Below are 14,832 nucleotides of genomic sequence, written 5' to 3'. Positions count from 1 at the left end.
GTATCACTGCGTCGCATCCGTCCCCGCGCAGGTCAGCGCGGGGACGGATGTCCTCGTCGGGACGGACTTCTCCGTACCTGCCCGAGTGTCCGTACCTGTGCTGACCAGGCATGGGACGGATGCGACGCACGTGACACATCTCCCGCCCCCCTCACCACCGGAGCACCCCCATGCACGAACAGCACCACGAACTCCCCACAGCTCAACAGCCGACGTACACCACCTCAGCCCCAGACAGCGCAGCAGGTTGTCGGGTAAGGAGTCCTTACCCGGCCTCCGCCCCTGGGGTGGCGGAGGCATCCGGCGCCGAGGGGGCGCCGGGATCGGTCGGCCCGGGGGTGCCGACCGATACGGGAGCCACCAGACCGTCTTCCCACGACGCGCAGACGCCGAAGCCGCAGCGCCGTCTGCGTCAGCCGCGCCTGCGCGAGCGCCGCGTCCACCCCCGTTACAGCGACAGCGAGTTCACCGACCTCGCCCACGCCGCCGCGCTCAGCCGTATGCAGATCGGCGGCTACGTCGCCGAAGCATCACTCGCCGCGGCCCGCGCCGAGGACCCCACGGCTGCGATCGCCGACTACCGCGCCATGGTGAAGGCGCTGATGGCCGCCAACCGGCAGCTCGCCTGGCTCGGCAACAACCTCAACCAGCTCACCTGGCACCTCCACAAGGACGGCGCCTGGCCCGAGCCCGACGTCGTGCACCGGCTCCTCGCCCGCGTCGAAGCGTCGATCGATGACGTGGACACCGCCGTCGCCCAGGTCACCGAGGGAAGGCAGGGCCGGTGATACCGAAGATCATCACGGGCAAGGGCAGCACCCGCCGTCTGATCGCCTACCTATTCGGCGAGGGCGACGCCAACGAGCACGTCGACCCGCATCTGGTCGCGTCCTGGAACGACTTCGCCCCCGACCCCGGCCGCAGCCCGCACCGCGACCCCAAGGATGTGGAGAAGCAGCTCTACATCCAGCTCGACCAGCCGGTGTCCATGCTCGGGCGACGGGCTCCTCAGACGACGGTCTGGCACTGCCCGGTCCGCGCCGCCCCCGAAGACCCCATCCTCTCCGACGCCCAGTGGGCGGAGATCGCCCGCCGGATCGTGGCCGCCGCCGGCATCGCCCCCGCCGGAGACAACGAAGCCTGCCGCTGGGTGGCCGTCCGGCACGCCGACGATCACATCCACATCGCCGCCACCCTCGTCCGCCAAGACGGCCGCCGCCCCAAACGGGACTACGACATCCGGGCCGTCCAACGCGAAGCCCGCCAGGTCGAAGTCGACTACGGTCTCAGGCGGTTGATACCGGGGGACGGCACCTCCGCCAAACGCCCCACCAGCAAGGAACACTTCAAGGCCAAACGCCTGGGCCAGGACGCCACATCCCGCGAGATCCTCCGCCGGCGCGTCCGCCGCGCAATCGCCGCCGCCTCCACCGAGACCGAGTTCTTCACCCTCCTGGAGGCATCCGGCCTGGCAGTGCGGCCCAAGACCGAACCCTCCGGGGAAGTGACCGGCTATAGCGTCTGCCTGCCCGGCGACGTCAATAAGCAGGGCGAACCCATCTGGTACGCCGGTTCCACCCTCTCCGGCGACCTCTCCCTCCCCCAGGTCCGCAAGCGTCTCACGACAACCCCTCCCGAACCGGTCACCATCCCGCCGGGCAACCCTTGGCACCAGGCCACCGCCGCCACCGAACGCGTCGTCCATCACCTCACTCGCAGCGCTGACAGCGTGGCCCAGGGCCAGCTGGCCGCGCTCGGCGGAGCACTCGACCTGCTGCCCGTCACAGCCCAGGCAGCAGCACGGGCCGAGCTGGAACGGGCCGCCATGGCGTTCGAGCGGGCAACTCGCTCCCGCATCGCCGCCGACCACTCCAGCGCACGCGCCCTGCGGCGCAGTGTCCAGATGATCTGGAACGACCCCTCGCGACACGGTGACGGTGCCGGACTTGCGATGCTGATCGACGTGGCGCTGACCGCGGTCGCCTACGCCGTGCACTGGCACCGAACCCGGCAACACGCCCAGCAGGAAGCCGCAGCCGAAGAGGCGCTAGTCCACCTACAGGCAGCGCACGCGCAGATCACCGAACCGGTTCTGGCCCATTTTGCCGCCCGAGCACCGGGGCTCAGATCCAGCGCCGCTACGCCTACCACCTGCAGCAGGTGGCCCCCAAGCACGCCGAACGCATCATCACCGACCGAGCCTGGGATGCTCTGGCCACCGTGCTCGCCGAGGCAGAGGCCGCAGGTCACAACGTGTCCATGCTCCTCGACCAGGCGCTCAGTCAACGCACATTGGACGACGCCCGCAGTCCCACTCGCGCTTTGACCTGGCGGATCCGCCGCCTCGGCGAGCGCCACCCACCTGGCCCCGGAGCCCGGAAAGCCAACGCCCACCACACCACGCAACGCCCGACCACGCCCCCATTCGTTCCGGAGGCCAAGGGGCGACAGCGCTGATCACGTCGCCACGGACACCACAGGGGCGAGGAGCTCCAACGCCTCCTCCCAGCGGTATCGATCCGCGCCACCGCCGGCCTTGGGCCGATGCGGTTCGTACGAGCCGATCAGAACGTCCATCTCGCGCAGGCGCTGCAGGCTCCGGCGGTATGCGGGGTGGGCGGCCTGGGCCGAGTTCAGGTACGGCAGGACAGCGGTCGGGATGCCCATCCCGTATGCCTCGCACAGGATGCCCAAGGCGAGGGTGTCGGAGATGCCGGCGGCCCACTTGTTGACCGTGTTGAAGGTGGCCGGCGCAACCGCGATCGCGTCCGCAGGCGGCAGCGGTCGTGGCTCACCGGGTGTGCGCCAGGCCGAGCGGATCGGGTAGCCGGTCTGGGCCTCGATCGCCTCGGTGTCGAGGAAGCCCAGCCCCTGCGGGGTGGCGACGACCCCGACGTCCCAGTTCCGTTCCTGTGCGGCGGTGATCAGCTTGCCGACGTCACCGGCGATGCCGGAGGCGCAGACGACGACGTACAGGAAGGGCTTCTTGTCCGGTTCCTTGGTGGTGGGCTCGGTCACGCGCGGGCTCCAGGATGGTGGGCTTCTCGTTGGGCGGCCAGCTGGTCGGCAAGCGCATAGGGCCCCATCTTGCTCAGGGCCCACAGGCTGCTGGATCGACGGGCCCACCGCCAGAGCGGGTCATCCACAGGAGTGTGGAAGGGCAGCACGGGAATGCCCTGGGTGTCGAAGGGACCGGCGTCGAGGTAGCGCAGACCACCAGTGCCGCACAGATAGTGCGTACTGCCGGTGGCTGCCGCGAGGTCGGCCAGGCGCTCGGAGCGGCCTTGCCGGGTCGGGATCGCGCTGCTGTCCCGCACCTGCCCTGACCAGCCGAGAGCGCTGAGCAGGGCGATCGTCGATGCCCGCGCAACGTCAGCCACACGGTCCGAGTCGTCGAGCGCGTCCAGAACCTCGGACACGGTGCCCCAGTAGGGGCTGCTGCCGTAGTACTGGCGGACGAGGAGCTGGATCGTCCGGCGCGAGCGACGCGGATCAACGAGCCGTGCCTGGCTGATCAGCGTCGGGCGCCCGTGGGGCAGGTGTGTCGGAAGGGTGAGCCACTGCTGTCGGGATGGATCGTCCAGGGCGGCGAGACGGGCACGGTGCTGGTAGTCGCGCCGGGCGAACTGCACGTCGTCCAGGACGATCCAGCGGTCGGTCGCGAACAGCTTGGCCAGCGTGGACAGTCGGGGAAACAGGTTCGGTTGGTGGATCGCGCACAGCCCGTCCGACGCATCGGCGCCGGGCGGCTCAGGTGCTGATGAGGCGGCTGTCGAAGCCGGCGCCCAGCAGGCGCTCGTAAGCGTCATACACATCCCCCGGTACGTCCTGCTCGACGGCGAAGCCGAGCCTCGGATACTCGATCACCCGTTGCAGGTCCCCGACGAGCATGTCGACGACAAGCTTCTCGTCGCCGATCGACTTGATGTAGTCGTCCAACTCCAACGGCTCGGAGGCACACACGACCTCAGCCTCGGGCCACAGCTTGCGGCAGGTCGCATACGAGCGGCGCTCCATGTACGGCTTGGAGATCAGCAGCAGCGACTGCACTTCCACCCTGGCCTCGGCCAGCAGCTCGCGGGAGAAGGTGATGTTCTGGCCGGTGTTTGCGGCCTTCGATTCCACGATGATCGCCTCGTCCGGCACCCCCAGGCTCAGCGCGTGCTCGCGGTAGTGGACGGCCTCGCCGCGCGGGAAGCGAGCGCGGGTGGTGGGGCTGTTACCGCCGCTGAAGACCACGACCGGAAAGAGGCCAGCGCGATAAAGGTCGACCGCAGTAGTCGCGACCCCGAGGTCGTGGCTGCCCAGGCCGATCGCCGCCGAGCAGGGCCGCAGCTCGTGGCCCATCTGGTGGTAATTCCAGATCAGCGTCACGTCGTGGAACTGCTCGTCGGTGATCTGGCGCTGCTGGTGCTCCGGCACTGGCACTCCCTGGCTCATCCTTGCTGGCCCTTTCGGATGCCCTCAATACTGCGCAGCTGGTGGCTCAGCCCGTACTGGCGGGCCACCTGTGCCGCCTGATCGAGGACGGACAGCCCATCATTCCGGGTCGCCGCATCCGACAGAAGGATGTGCCCGTACGCGGTGTCCAGCCTCACCCTCTGCATCGGGGAGTCGACCGTGCCGGTGGTGCGCGCGATGTCGATGTAGTGCAGTGCCTGCTTCAGGTCGCCGGCACCGCGATGGGCCAGGGCCAGCTTCTGGTGGGCGACCGACCAGTCCTCCGGCTCGCCCAGGTCCTCGAAGGCACGAGTGGCGGCCGTCATCGCGTTGGTGGCGTACTCGTTGTCGCCCTCCTTGCTCAGCGCCGTACCCACCCACAGCCGTGCCCTGGCACGGTCACGCGGGCTCAGGCGCTGGTCCCCGGCGAGGAGTTCGTAATGGCGAGCGGAGGATTCCAACTCGCCCGACATCTCCTGAACGACGGCCAGGGACAGCTCGATCTGAGCCACCCGGCGTGGGATGTCGAGTTCGGTGAACATGCCGCGGGCGGTCAGGTAGGAGTGGCGGGCGGAGAGTGGGCCGAGGATCGCGCCCTGATCGCGCTGGAGGTCGCCCAGGAGCACGAGGGAACGACCGTACAAATAGAGACCCTTGTCGTCCAGCTGCTGGGGTGCACGGCTGCCCAACCAGCGGTTCAACAGGGTTGAGGCGAAGGGGAAGTCCTGACGGCTGATGCAGACAACAGCGCGCTCGATGTCCTCGGTCCAGGTCTCGTAGTCCGCCGGCCGCGCGCTCTTCCGCTCAGGGAACAGCATTGCCCCGAAGCGGGCTTGGGCGGCGGAATCCGCCCGTGCGAGCGCGGTGTCAAGGATGGCCTGGGTGTCCGGTCGGGGCTGTGTCTCCGCGCCGAGGCTCTCCCACTTCGCAACCGTGCGCAACGCGACACCGAGGTGCTCGGCGAAAGCGCGCGTGCTCATACGCAACGCGGCGCGCAGGGCGCTCGCCTCCCGACCTGTCCATTGCTGCACGCTGACCACGGATGACCTCCCTCCGTCACGTATGGAAGCACTGTCGGTGACGACGTGGGGTGGGAAGTGCAACGGAAGTACAACAGCAGGTCATTTCGAGGCCGTTCACGACGGCCGACGCTATGGGCATGGACGACGACCTCATCACCGAACGCCGCCCCGTCGCCTTCCCCCAGGTCTTCGGCTACCTACGCCACGTCACCGGCGGGCTGCCCCGCCACGCGGCGCTCGTCGACTGCCTCACCGAGTACTGCGAACGGCACGAACTGGCCCTGTGCGGTGTCTTCACCGAACGCGACTCCACGGTGATCATCCGCTCCCCCGCCTTCGTCGGTCTGCTCGACGCGCTCGAACTCCCCGATGCCTACGGTGCCGTGGTTCTGGCTCTCAGCCACCTCGGCCCGAAGGGCCTCGGTACCGAGCGCCAGCGGCAGATAACAAAAACAGGCGCTCGTCTGATCGTGGTCCGCCACTTCACGCCGACCGCGGAATCCACTTCTTCCCTCGGCGCGAGCCACAGCTTCTGGCCGCAGGGGGATGCATGATGTCCGTGCGCGATGCGTTGCGAAGAGCTCCCATGGTGAACGACGTGCCGGGGCTGCGGCTGCTGAAGGTCGGCGACGGCTGGGATGTCGTGCGCATCTCCGCCGAGATCGGCCTCCTAGCCCTGGCCTACCTGCGCTGCATCGGTACTTCCGTCGGCCCCGTGCTCTACGACAGGCCCAACGGGCGTCTCTACTACGCCGTCCAGACCGGCACCGCAACCAGCTGGGACGATCTGCCGGTACGGCACCTCTCCACCAACTCCTGGCTCGTCGCACCCGGCCTGGAGTTGCTCGACGACTGGTTCGGCGGGTGGTGCGAGCTGCCTGACGACGACACCCTCACCGACACAGAGGCCCTCCGCGCTGCTCTCCAGCACCCCTACGTCGCCACAGCTCTGGAGGCGGTTCGATGACCAGCCGCACGATCATGCGCCACCAGGAGTGGACCCTCCAGCCCGACCGGGAACCCGACGCAGAGCCCACCACGTACGCGATGCAGTGCGCGGTCTGTGGCGAGACCTCGCCGCCCAGCACCGACTTCGCCGACCCGCAGAGCTGGGTGTTCACGCACGGTGGCCGCAATCCCTCGCACCATACGTACCGGGAGATCATCACCCGCCCGTGGAGGGCCTGGTGGAAGCCGTAAACGGCCGTCTCACCGCCCAGGTCACGCAGGGTGCCCGCCAGGCCGGACCACTGCTGATCGTGCTCGTGTCCGCCTCGTAAGGCTTCGCGATCGACGTGACCGCCTCGACACGCACGGATCACACCCCTGACCCGCGCTTGGCGAGGGGTTCCACCGGCTGAGCTGGCGGCCAACCTGATCGCCGCCCACTACCAGGCCCGACCGACCGCTCATACCCAACCAGTGGAGGTTCCATGACCGAGACGAACACCAGCGCCGAGAGGCGGGGGACCAAAACAGCTCCGCGGCTCGTGGCCAGCCCGTTTCTCGCCCAGTACCTCCTTGTCCGGCCCGGCCTGGCGGCCGGCGTGCGCATCCCGAAGGTCCGCTACGAGGAGCTGCGGGCTGCGAGGGCGGAAGGACGATCCGTCCCGGACTGGCTGGCCGACGCGGCGAGGGAAGCGTGGGGGACCGAGTTGCCCGCGTCGCCGGTCGGCGACGTCGTCCTCGTTCGTGAGCGGTCCCGGTACGGGTACGGCAAGGCGTCATGGGAGATCAACCTCGGCTGTGACTATGACTGCGAGTTCTGCTACCTCGGGGAGAAGCGGTTCGAGGGCCTGGACTGGGCCGGTAAGCAGGCGCTGCTGCAGACACTGAGGGATGCCGGTGTCTTGTGGTTGCAGATCACCGGCGGTGAGGCGCTGATCGACCGCGAGTTCGGCGCCGCGTACGAGTACGCCCACCAGCTCGGGATGATGGTCCAGGTCTCGTCCAACGGCTCCTCGCTGCGGAAGCAGCCGATCCGGAACCTGTTTGCCCGCCACCGGCCCTACCGACTGACCCTGAGCGTCTACGGCGCCACCGCCGAGACGTACGACAAGGTGACGCGGAACCGCGGGGCGTTCGGCCGGTTCCTGACGGGCCTGGACGCCGCCCGCGAGGACAGGCTGCCGGTCCGCCTGAACGTGATCGTCTCGGACGGCAACGCGCACGAGACAGAAGCGATGGTGCACCTCGCGAAGTCGTACGGCTTCCCGCACCAGGTATTCACGAACATGTCGCCCACCATCGACGGTGAGGCGAACCCCCTGGCGACGCAGGCACTGGGGCATCTCAAGGCCCGGAGCGTCTTCACCGGCTGCAACGCCGGCCACACGTTCTTCCACGTCAACCCGCACGGCATCGCGTCGATCTGCAAGGTCGGCCGCGACCCGAGCGTGAACCTCATCACCGAGGGCGTCGAAGCCCTCCCCCGACTCGGCGCGGTCGCCGAGTCCCTACAGCTCCGCACCGGTGGATGCTCCGGCTGCACGAAGGTCGGCACGTGCCGCACGTGCCGACCGCTGGCCAGGCTCTACCAGGAGGCGGGGGACCGACGAGAGCTCTACTGCCAACATGGAGGTTACGGATCATGACTCCGCCCACCGCAACCCTGACCTCGCCCAGCGAGCCGGTGCTGCTCACCATCGGCCGCCGCCCGACGGACGGCCCGACCGGTGTTCTGCCGGTGCCGCTGACCACCGCGTTGATCAAGGACGACGAGTTCCAGATCGTCGCCGACCTGGACGAGGCCGCCGAGGGCGCCGAGTGCAGCTGCTCGGCCGGTGACGACCAGCCCTACTAGATCGACCACGGGTGGCGCCCGTACCGCCCTCCTGTTCCACCCCGTGAGTGCCGCCCCAGCCGTACGCTGGACGGGGCGGCACTCCCCCGTGCCCGAGCACCCCCTGAGGAACCGCGCGTGTCCATGTCCCGCATCCCCTTCGAGCAGCTCCCCGCTGGCATCCGCCAGGCCATCGCCGACAAAACCGGCGCCGTCCACCAGACGGCCACCGCGCAGGGCGGCATGAACTCCGGCATCGCCTCCGTCCTGGAGACCGAAAGCGGCAGGGTCTTCGTGAAGGGCATCCCGACCGACCACCCCCAGGTCGGTGCACAGCGCCGCGAGGCGGCGATCGCCCCGCATCTTCCGGCGTCCTGCCCACGCCTGTACTGGCACCTGGAGTTCGATGGCTGGAGCATTCTCGGTTACGAGGTGGTCGACGGCCGCCACGCCGACTACGCGCCCGGCTCACCCGACCTGCCGCTCGTGGAAGCCGCGCTCACCGAACTACAAGCAGTCACGGCCCCGGCCGACGTCGAGATCAAGGACGCTGTCGACCGGTGGGCGGACTACGCCCCGCCGGGCTCCCTGCACTATTTCGAGGGCAACGCTCTCCTGCACACCGATTTCGCCCCGGACAACGTTCTGATCACCGGTGACCGTGCGCGACTCATCGACTGGGCCTGGCCGACCCGAGGGGCGGCCTGGATCGACCCCGGCGCCCTTCTCCTCCAGCTCATGGACGCCGGGCATTCCGTGGAGGAGGCGCTCACCTTCGCTAGTCGGTTTCCGTCCTGGCGGGACGCAAAGGCCGAAGCACTCGCAGCGTTCAGCTCGGCCACGGCGGCACTGTGGCAGGAGATTGCTGAAGTAGACCCGGCGCCCTGGAAGTTGCGGATGGCGGAGCAGGCAACGACGCTCGCGTCATCCGGGGCAGTATGCCGTAGACGCTAGGTGCTGGTAACGGGGGCGGTTCAGGCGGACGCGCCAAGCCACGACGCGGGTATCGTGCACGCGGCATCAGCCGTTGTTACTCCGCGCTTCTCCGCCCACGTTGGATCGGGCACCCACGGTTCAAGTGCCTGCCGTTGTTCCCCCACCCGGACGGCGACGAGCGACAGAGGCAGGCGTTGGTCGTTGCGCGGAGGCATTGGGATTGCGACCACGAGCTCGGTCTGCCGACGCACGTGGAGAAGGAGGAACAGGAGGCGCTGCCGCCGTTGCCGCGAGATCGTTCAGCGTGGCGTTCACCACCGGCCAGCACATATCGAGCGTGTCGTGGTTCGGTACGTGTCCTGTCCGTTTCTCCGCCAGGGGATGAACGAGATTCCTGTAGTGCCGGACCAGCTCCGAGGCCAGTTTGGCATCGTGCTCGATCCATTTGTTTTCGTACGCGAAGTCGACGAAGTCGTTCAGCCCCATGTTCCGCAACGGCTTCGGCATGCGTGCACCTGCGGTGCGGACCTGCGCGGCATGCGCGAGCACACCCTCCAGGAGGCTGCCCAGCATGATGACCGCCGACGTGTAGGCGCCGTGCTCGTAGCAGGTGCGTGCCTCGTCCAGCCGGAGTTGCACAGTGGCGGCGAGTTCCGGGTCGCTCACGACCTCTGTCACGGAGACCTTCAGCTCGACACGCGGCAGCTGTCGTACTTCGTCCTCGAATCCTGCTTCGCAGCGGACGAGGACCAGTTGGCCTCTCTCCTCGCCGATGCGGCGTCCGTCGAGCACGAGTATCTCGTTGAGCCGCTTCAGCGTGGCCTGGTACTCCTGCTGCTGGTTGTAGTACTCAAGGCGGTTCGCCAGGCGCAGGACGGCGCGCTCGGTCTCGTCCGTGCCGTCCTCCTGACGCTCCTTGAGGAGGTCCTTGGCCCACTTGTGCCTCGGCGTGCCTGCATACTCAGGAACGTCGTCCCAGCCCGCGCGCTGGAAGAACTCGGCTATCTGGTACCCCTTCCGGTAGAGCAGCGGCGGCTCGTCCCCGCAGATCAGGTGGGCGATCTCGGTCAGTGTGCTGTCGTCGAAGATTTCGGTCACTTCAGGCTCCTTCGAGAGACACGGACGCATCCTCATCGGGCATCGCGTCGAGTTCGTCGGTGGTTGGGTCGGCCTCATCGATCTCGACCGGGGCCCAGCTGCTTCCCGCATCGCCCTGGACCTCCTCGGTGACTCCGGGCCGGATGCCGAGAGCGTCGAGGCGCTTCCACAGCGGGGTCAGCGAATCCTCCGGGGACAGGGCGAACTCGCTGCTGCGTATGCGCCAGAACTGCCAGCCGGCCCTGCGCAGTTCGCGCTCCCGCTCGTAGTCCTCGCGGATCTGGTCGGGGGTGGAGTGATACGGACTGCCGTCGCACTCCACGGCGAGGCGGCCCGTCTCTCCGACGACGACGAGGTCGATGCGTTTGCCGCTGACCTTCCACTGGGGGACGACGTGGTAGCCGCGTTCCTTGATCCTGCGGAAGACCCGCTGCTCGAAGAGGGATTCGAACGGATCGCACGGCTCGTCGGGCGAGACGGCGGACAGGCCGGGAGAGGTGCCCTGGAGTTCCGGCGGCGCCTGCATGTAGGTGAGCAGGGAGTGGCGCAGGTCTCTGCTGTTCAGCTGATCCGCTGTAGCGGAGGTGAACAGCCACATCTGGTCGCGGGCCCGGCTGGCGGCCACGTTGAACCGCCTTCCGTCACCTGGGCCGTTCACGAGCCGTATGTTGTCGGCGTCGACGACCAGCGAGAGCAGGATGACGTCCCGTTCGTCTCCCTGGAACTGTTCGGCCGTGCCGACACGGATGTTGTGCCGGTCCCGGATCGGGGAGTCGATCCGCGTGTCGATGAGGTTCTCCAACAGCCTTGTCTGGAGTCCGGAGCGGAGCACGATGACTCCGAAACTCCGTTTCGCGTACGCCTCGTCCTCCGCGAGTTCCAGCAGCTTGGCGACGATGCGTTCGGCCTCGGGCCGGTTGACCAGAGTCTCTCGCCGTCCCTCGCAGTGGCCTTCCTGAACATGGACGACTTCGAGGGGCCGCAACCGGTCCGCTCCGTACTGGCGCAGCGGCACGAGTTCGTTGTCGGGATAGAACTGGGCGGAGGACCACTTGATGATCTCCGGCATGCACCGGAAGTGCTCGGTGAGCCGGATCGTCTCGCTGAAGCGAGCCGACAGCAGGTCGTAGAGGTTGGACTTGGGGCTGAGCCCGTCCCGCTGCCAGTCGGTGAGATGGGGCAGGAGCGAGTCGAGGAGTTCGTTGAGCCGTTCGTGCTTGCCGCCCGTGTAGAACGGGACACACTGCTTGTCGTCGCCCACGACGATGATCCTCGGAGCGAGCCACAGCAGCATCAGCCCGTCCAGACCGAGACGACGTCGAAGGCGTCCGGCTCGGGATCGATCATTTCGGCCACCTGCTTGATCGGCATGACCCATGCCGGGACCGCGGCACGCGCGTCACGCATCGCGGAGCGGGCGGCCTTCAGGTGCCGCTTGCCGAGTGCCGTCATTCCCCTGCCCGCGTTCGCCGTGGCCGACGCGTAGGCGCTCAGTGCTTGTTTCTGTCCGGCCGTCATCCGGTCCAGACAGTGGTACAGCGCGCGGTCGGCGGCCAGTTGGGTCACCGCCCTCCGCAACTGCGCCTCGGCTGCTTGCAGTTCTCCTTCCAGCTTGGCTTCCCTGCCAGGTGCCAGCATCGTGTCCTGGAAGGTGCGCGCTCGCCGCCACGCCCAGGCTCCGTTCAGGTCCATGAGGCGGGTCTCCCAAGCCGTCCCGGCCGGGGACTCGGCGAAACGCCGGGCCAGTTCGGGATGGTCCTCGGACAGCCGATCCAGGAGTTTGCGGGCCTGACGGCGATCGGCCTCCCGGTGGAACGCCTCGGTCAGCGCGTCGATCGCGGACGTGTACGCCCGTGGATCACGGGCGGTGACGGCCCGGTGCACCTCCGCCAGTTCGGCCACTCCGCGGGCATCGGGCCGCGGCAGCTGCTCGGCGATGGAACGCAGCCTCTCCTCCGCCGCACGGGAGCGGAGCAGTTGTTCCGCACCGTTCGCCGACGTTCGGACGTCGTCCCACTGCTGTGCCGTGCGTACGGTGGCCTTGATTCGGGCCTTGAGCAAGACGTCGTGCAGCTCACGCACGGAGTGGGTGAACCCGTCGACCGCGCGGAGGGTCGGCACCCGGTCCAGCAGCTGCGACAGAGCCACCTCCGTGGAGCCCTCGGCCCCAGGCACGCCGACGCTCTGCCAGCGCTCGTTCAGCTGCCGGACGCACTGGCGAGCCGCCAGGTGGGCCACCAGAGCGGAGATCTCCTCCGGCGTGCTGGACTGCCGCCCGTCCACCCGGCAGTCCAGCAAAAGGACTTCGGCTTCCTTCTGCACCGGCTTCGGAGCCAGCTTGCGCAGCTTTCCGCCGCCGCGCAGGTACTGTTCAAGGTCCTTCCCAGCGGCGATCAGACGCGCTTCCTCGGCAAGCGCCACATCGGGTACGTCGAGCACGGCGAAGGGCAGGTGCTGAAGCACGCTCTGCACCTCTGCGGCACGGGCGGACGATTGGCGTACTCCCTCCCACAACTGCTGTCGCCGGCCTGCCATCCCGTCCTGCAAGGCGGTCGTGGTCCACTCCTCCGGCGGCCAGGCGGCCGGGTCCCCCGGCAGGCCCTCGCTCTGCAGCGCGTGTTCCGCCGCGTCCAACAGCTCGACCAGCGTCGTGATCAACTCGCTTCCCTGATCGGCGAGTTCGAGGGCGAGCGGGTCGGACGACGGTCCGGTACAGGCGCGCAGAGCGGCGTCCAGGGCGTTGACCGCCTCTTCGAACAGCACGGGGGCGACGAAGTCCGCGGGGTCCGGGCAACGGGCGGCATGCTCGTCCAGCACTCCAGCTCCGTGCCGGGACACCAGACCCAGCAGACGCTGTGCCTCGTCCTGGCTCAGCGAAGGTTCTCGGGGTGCAGAGGCGGGCAGGGCAGGCATCCAGTCGTACTTCGGTGCACCGGCAGTGACGGTCTCCACGATCTCCGCGAGCCGCCCCCGGTATCCGGGTGCCACGTCGGGGTGTTCGTACCACTCCGCTTCACGAACAGCGCGGAGTTCGTCACGGAGCCGCGCGCGGGTGGCCGACAGTTCCGAGCGCAGCGCCTCATGGCTCTTGATCCTCGCGTCGAGACGCTCCTTCGACTGGGTGGCACTGAGCTGGGAGAGCGCGCGCACGGATTGTTCAAGGTCGTCGCTGCCGTCCTGGCGCCGGTCGCCCTGGAGGACACAAAGGCTGCGCAGTTCGGCCGGCAGTTGCTGCCGGAGGACCTTCAGCGCCTGGCCCTTCTCGCTCGTCACGAGCACCCGCTTGCCGTCTGCCAGCAAGGCACACACCAGGTTGGCGATGGTGTGCGTCTTTCCGGTGCCGGGCGGTCCCTGGACGACGACGCCCGTATCGGTCTGAAGGCGCCTCAGTACATCCCGCTGGGCTTCGTTCGACAGCAGCGGGAACAGCGGGTCGGGGCCGAGCGCGGGCGCCACGTCACGACCCCCCGCCGTACCCCACAGCCTGCGGTCCTCCGCTTCCAGCTGGTACAGCAACTGGGCCAGACCCAGGGGAGCGACGGCACCGGGCTGGGCGAGGCGGTTCGCGATGCCGTCGTAGAAGTTCACGAGGGCGCCCTGGCCCCGCTGGCGGAGAATGATCGCCGGCGAGAACCCGAGCGTGGGCACCGGCAGCATCGGGTCGGCGGACGGGCGGCCCCAGCCACGGTGGAACGCCGCCGCGCGATCGGTGCCGAACGCCCTCTCCGACCAGTCGGCGAGCACGTCCTGGCAGTCACGGGACAGCGGATGGAATCCGTCCGCGTCGACACGGTCCCGCAGCGGGCTCAGCAAACGGGTGCTGTAGCCCTCGTCCGCGCCGAGGAACTCGCCGTCCTCCAGCCGCGCGGGGTCTCCGGGTGCGAGTGCGACGGTGATGGACATGTCCGCCGAATTCACGGTGAGAACCAGCGGCGCCGTCAGAATGTGCCGGGCGACACGCGCGGACGGACGTGCGGCCCCGATGGTCAGGAATCCGGCTCCCAGTACCGCCTCGTATTCCTCGCCGTCCTGCTGAATCCTGGTCGCCATTCGGTACAGCTGCTGATGGAGTTCCCGGTACGGCCGGTCGACACGCTCTTTTTCCGACCACTTGCGCCACGCGTCGAGCCATCGCCCGTAGGCGCGCAACACGTCGTGCGCGTCCTCCCGGCGGATCTCGAAGACCTCGAACAGGTCTCCATTCTCGTCCTCCTGCCAGCCCTGGCCCGGTCCCGACTCGGCCAGCGGCGGGGCTTCTGGCGTCGCGGTGGCGGCGGCCTCGGGATCGACCCACCCCACCAGCACCTCGGGCAGGACAGGAGCCGGGCGCGGCGGGCGGTGGGCCACCTTGAGCAGCGTCCGGTCGCTGTCGGGGCGTTGGCGGAGCTTGTCGTCCGGCAGCCCGGAGAGCCAGAGAACCTCCGGATATTTCTGCCAGTCCCGCACCGGCTTGTACGACCCACGAACAATTTCGCGCATGTATTCGATGAGTTGGCGCGTTCGGTGGACCGACTCCGGATCATTCGCACGGAGTGCAGAGTGAAGAGACATCTA

At 68.4% G+C, this 14,832-nt stretch carries 14 protein-coding genes and 1 pseudogene; 8 read left to right on the top strand and 7 right to left on the bottom strand.

Going from position 1 to position 14,832, the window contains the following annotated elements; translation table 11 throughout:
- Positions 1-287: 287 nt before the first annotated feature.
- Together AB0P24_RS15580 and AB0P24_RS15575 are read left to right on the top strand one after the other, a co-directional pair.
- On the top strand, positions 288-788 hold the full coding sequence (locus AB0P24_RS15580) for a plasmid mobilization relaxosome protein MobC (RefSeq protein WP_365794112.1): 501 nt from the start codon (positions 288-290) through the stop codon (positions 786-788).
- Positions 785-2,457: pseudogene (locus AB0P24_RS15575) on the top strand (mobilization protein). The gene AB0P24_RS15580 and the pseudogene AB0P24_RS15575 overlap by 4 nt, the downstream one beginning before the upstream one ends.
- Here AB0P24_RS15575 and AB0P24_RS15570 read toward each other — a convergent pair.
- From AB0P24_RS15570 to AB0P24_RS15555, 4 genes are read right to left on the bottom strand one after another with little or no spacing between them, the layout of a single operon-like run.
- The gene (locus AB0P24_RS15570; RefSeq protein WP_365794110.1) at positions 2,458-3,018 is read right to left on the bottom strand and encodes a flavoprotein; all 561 of its coding nucleotides are present in this window, start codon (positions 3,016-3,018) and stop codon (positions 2,458-2,460) included.
- Positions 3,015-3,809 carry a WbqC family protein gene (locus tag AB0P24_RS15565; RefSeq protein ID WP_365794109.1) on the bottom strand — a complete coding sequence of 265 codons (795 nt, stop codon included), beginning with the start codon at positions 3,807-3,809 and terminating at the stop codon, positions 3,015-3,017. Before AB0P24_RS15565 ends, AB0P24_RS15570 begins: the two co-directional genes overlap by 4 nt.
- Positions 3,751-4,440, bottom strand: a complete 690-nt coding sequence (locus tag AB0P24_RS15560) for a YdcF family protein (protein ID WP_365794107.1) — start codon at positions 4,438-4,440, stop codon at positions 3,751-3,753. Before AB0P24_RS15560 ends, AB0P24_RS15565 begins: the two co-directional genes overlap by 59 nt.
- A complete protein-coding gene (locus AB0P24_RS15555) occupies positions 4,437-5,480 on the bottom strand; it encodes a hypothetical protein (protein ID WP_365794105.1) in 1,044 nt (347 codons plus the stop codon). The genes AB0P24_RS15560 and AB0P24_RS15555 overlap by 4 nt, the downstream gene beginning before the upstream one ends.
- A 119-nt stretch (positions 5,481-5,599) precedes the next feature.
- On the opposite strand from AB0P24_RS15555, the gene AB0P24_RS15550 reads away from it, so the two are divergent.
- The 6 genes from AB0P24_RS15550 to AB0P24_RS15525 all read left to right on the top strand — a co-directional run bounded on the left by AB0P24_RS15550 (position 5,600) and on the right by AB0P24_RS15525 (position 9,198).
- The gene (locus AB0P24_RS15550; protein WP_365794103.1) at positions 5,600-6,016 is read left to right on the top strand and encodes a hypothetical protein; all 417 of its coding nucleotides are present in this window, start codon (positions 5,600-5,602) and stop codon (positions 6,014-6,016) included.
- Positions 6,017-6,048: 32 nt separating this feature from the next.
- A complete protein-coding gene (locus AB0P24_RS15545; protein WP_365794101.1) occupies positions 6,049-6,429 on the top strand; it encodes a hypothetical protein in 381 nt (126 codons plus the stop codon).
- A complete protein-coding gene (locus AB0P24_RS15540; RefSeq protein WP_361282567.1) occupies positions 6,426-6,662 on the top strand; it encodes a hypothetical protein in 237 nt (78 codons plus the stop codon). The genes AB0P24_RS15545 and AB0P24_RS15540 overlap by 4 nt, the downstream gene beginning before the upstream one ends.
- A gap of 233 nt (positions 6,663-6,895) precedes the next feature.
- A complete protein-coding gene (locus tag AB0P24_RS15535; RefSeq protein ID WP_365794099.1) occupies positions 6,896-8,056 on the top strand; it encodes a radical SAM protein in 1,161 nt (386 codons plus the stop codon).
- A complete protein-coding gene (locus tag AB0P24_RS15530; protein WP_365794097.1) occupies positions 8,053-8,265 on the top strand; it encodes a hypothetical protein in 213 nt (70 codons plus the stop codon). The genes AB0P24_RS15535 and AB0P24_RS15530 overlap by 4 nt, the downstream gene beginning before the upstream one ends.
- A 123-nt stretch (positions 8,266-8,388) precedes the next feature.
- Positions 8,389-9,198, top strand: a complete 810-nt coding sequence (locus tag AB0P24_RS15525) for an aminoglycoside phosphotransferase (protein ID WP_365794095.1) — start codon at positions 8,389-8,391, stop codon at positions 9,196-9,198.
- 120 nt (positions 9,199-9,318) lie between these two features.
- Here the strand turns inward: AB0P24_RS15525 and AB0P24_RS15520 are convergent, their stop codons facing one another.
- Genes AB0P24_RS15520 through AB0P24_RS15510 form a run of 3 tightly spaced genes read right to left on the bottom strand, consistent with a single transcriptional unit; the run spans position 9,319 to position 14,757 of the window.
- Positions 9,319-10,278 (bottom strand): hypothetical protein, encoded by a 960-nt coding sequence (locus AB0P24_RS15520; RefSeq protein ID WP_365794093.1) that lies wholly within the window; start codon positions 10,276-10,278, stop codon positions 9,319-9,321.
- A 1-nt stretch (position 10,279) separates the two neighbouring features.
- Entirely contained in the window at positions 10,280-11,572 is a 1,293-nt protein-coding gene (locus tag AB0P24_RS15515; protein ID WP_365794091.1) for an AAA domain-containing protein, read from the bottom strand.
- Positions 11,572-14,757 carry an AAA domain-containing protein gene (locus tag AB0P24_RS15510; RefSeq protein ID WP_365794089.1) on the bottom strand — a complete coding sequence of 1,062 codons (3,186 nt, stop codon included), beginning with the start codon at positions 14,755-14,757 and terminating at the stop codon, positions 11,572-11,574. The genes AB0P24_RS15515 and AB0P24_RS15510 overlap by 1 nt, the downstream gene beginning before the upstream one ends.
- Positions 14,758-14,832: the final 75 nt, after the last annotated feature.

The organism is Streptomyces sp. NPDC086519 (assembly GCF_040686075.1).
Classification (GTDB): domain Bacteria; phylum Actinomycetota; class Actinomycetes; order Streptomycetales; family Streptomycetaceae; genus Streptomyces; species Streptomyces shenzhenensis.
Note: the sequence above shows the minus strand (reverse complement) of the source record. Positions and strands in the feature narration are given on the sequence as shown.

Excerpts from the sequence above, each read along its gene's own strand:
- AB0P24_RS15525 (WP_365794095.1), top strand. The coding sequence starts at position 8,389 with ATGTCCCGCATCCCCTTCGAGCAGCTCCCCGCTGGCATCCGCCAGGCC.
- AB0P24_RS15540 (WP_361282567.1), top strand. The coding sequence starts at position 6,426 with ATGACCAGCCGCACGATCATGCGCCACCAGGAGTGGACCCTCCAGCCC.
- AB0P24_RS15545 (WP_365794101.1), top strand. The coding sequence starts at position 6,049 with ATGGTGAACGACGTGCCGGGGCTGCGGCTGCTGAAGGTCGGCGACGGC.
- AB0P24_RS15530 (WP_365794097.1), top strand. The coding sequence starts at position 8,053 with ATGACTCCGCCCACCGCAACCCTGACCTCGCCCAGCGAGCCGGTGCTG.
- AB0P24_RS15515 (WP_365794091.1), bottom strand. The coding sequence starts at position 11,572 with ATGCTGCTGTGGCTCGCTCCGAGGATCATCGTCGTGGGCGACGACAAG.
- AB0P24_RS15560 (WP_365794107.1), bottom strand. The coding sequence starts at position 4,440 with ATGAGCCAGGGAGTGCCAGTGCCGGAGCACCAGCAGCGCCAGATCACC.
- AB0P24_RS15510 (WP_365794089.1), bottom strand. The coding sequence starts at position 14,757 with ATGCGCGAAATTGTTCGTGGGTCGTACAAGCCGGTGCGGGACTGGCAG.
- AB0P24_RS15535 (WP_365794099.1), top strand. The coding sequence starts at position 6,896 with ATGACCGAGACGAACACCAGCGCCGAGAGGCGGGGGACCAAAACAGCT.
- AB0P24_RS15550 (WP_365794103.1), top strand. The coding sequence starts at position 5,600 with ATGGACGACGACCTCATCACCGAACGCCGCCCCGTCGCCTTCCCCCAG.
- AB0P24_RS15565 (WP_365794109.1), bottom strand. The coding sequence starts at position 3,809 with ATGACGCTTACGAGCGCCTGCTGGGCGCCGGCTTCGACAGCCGCCTCA.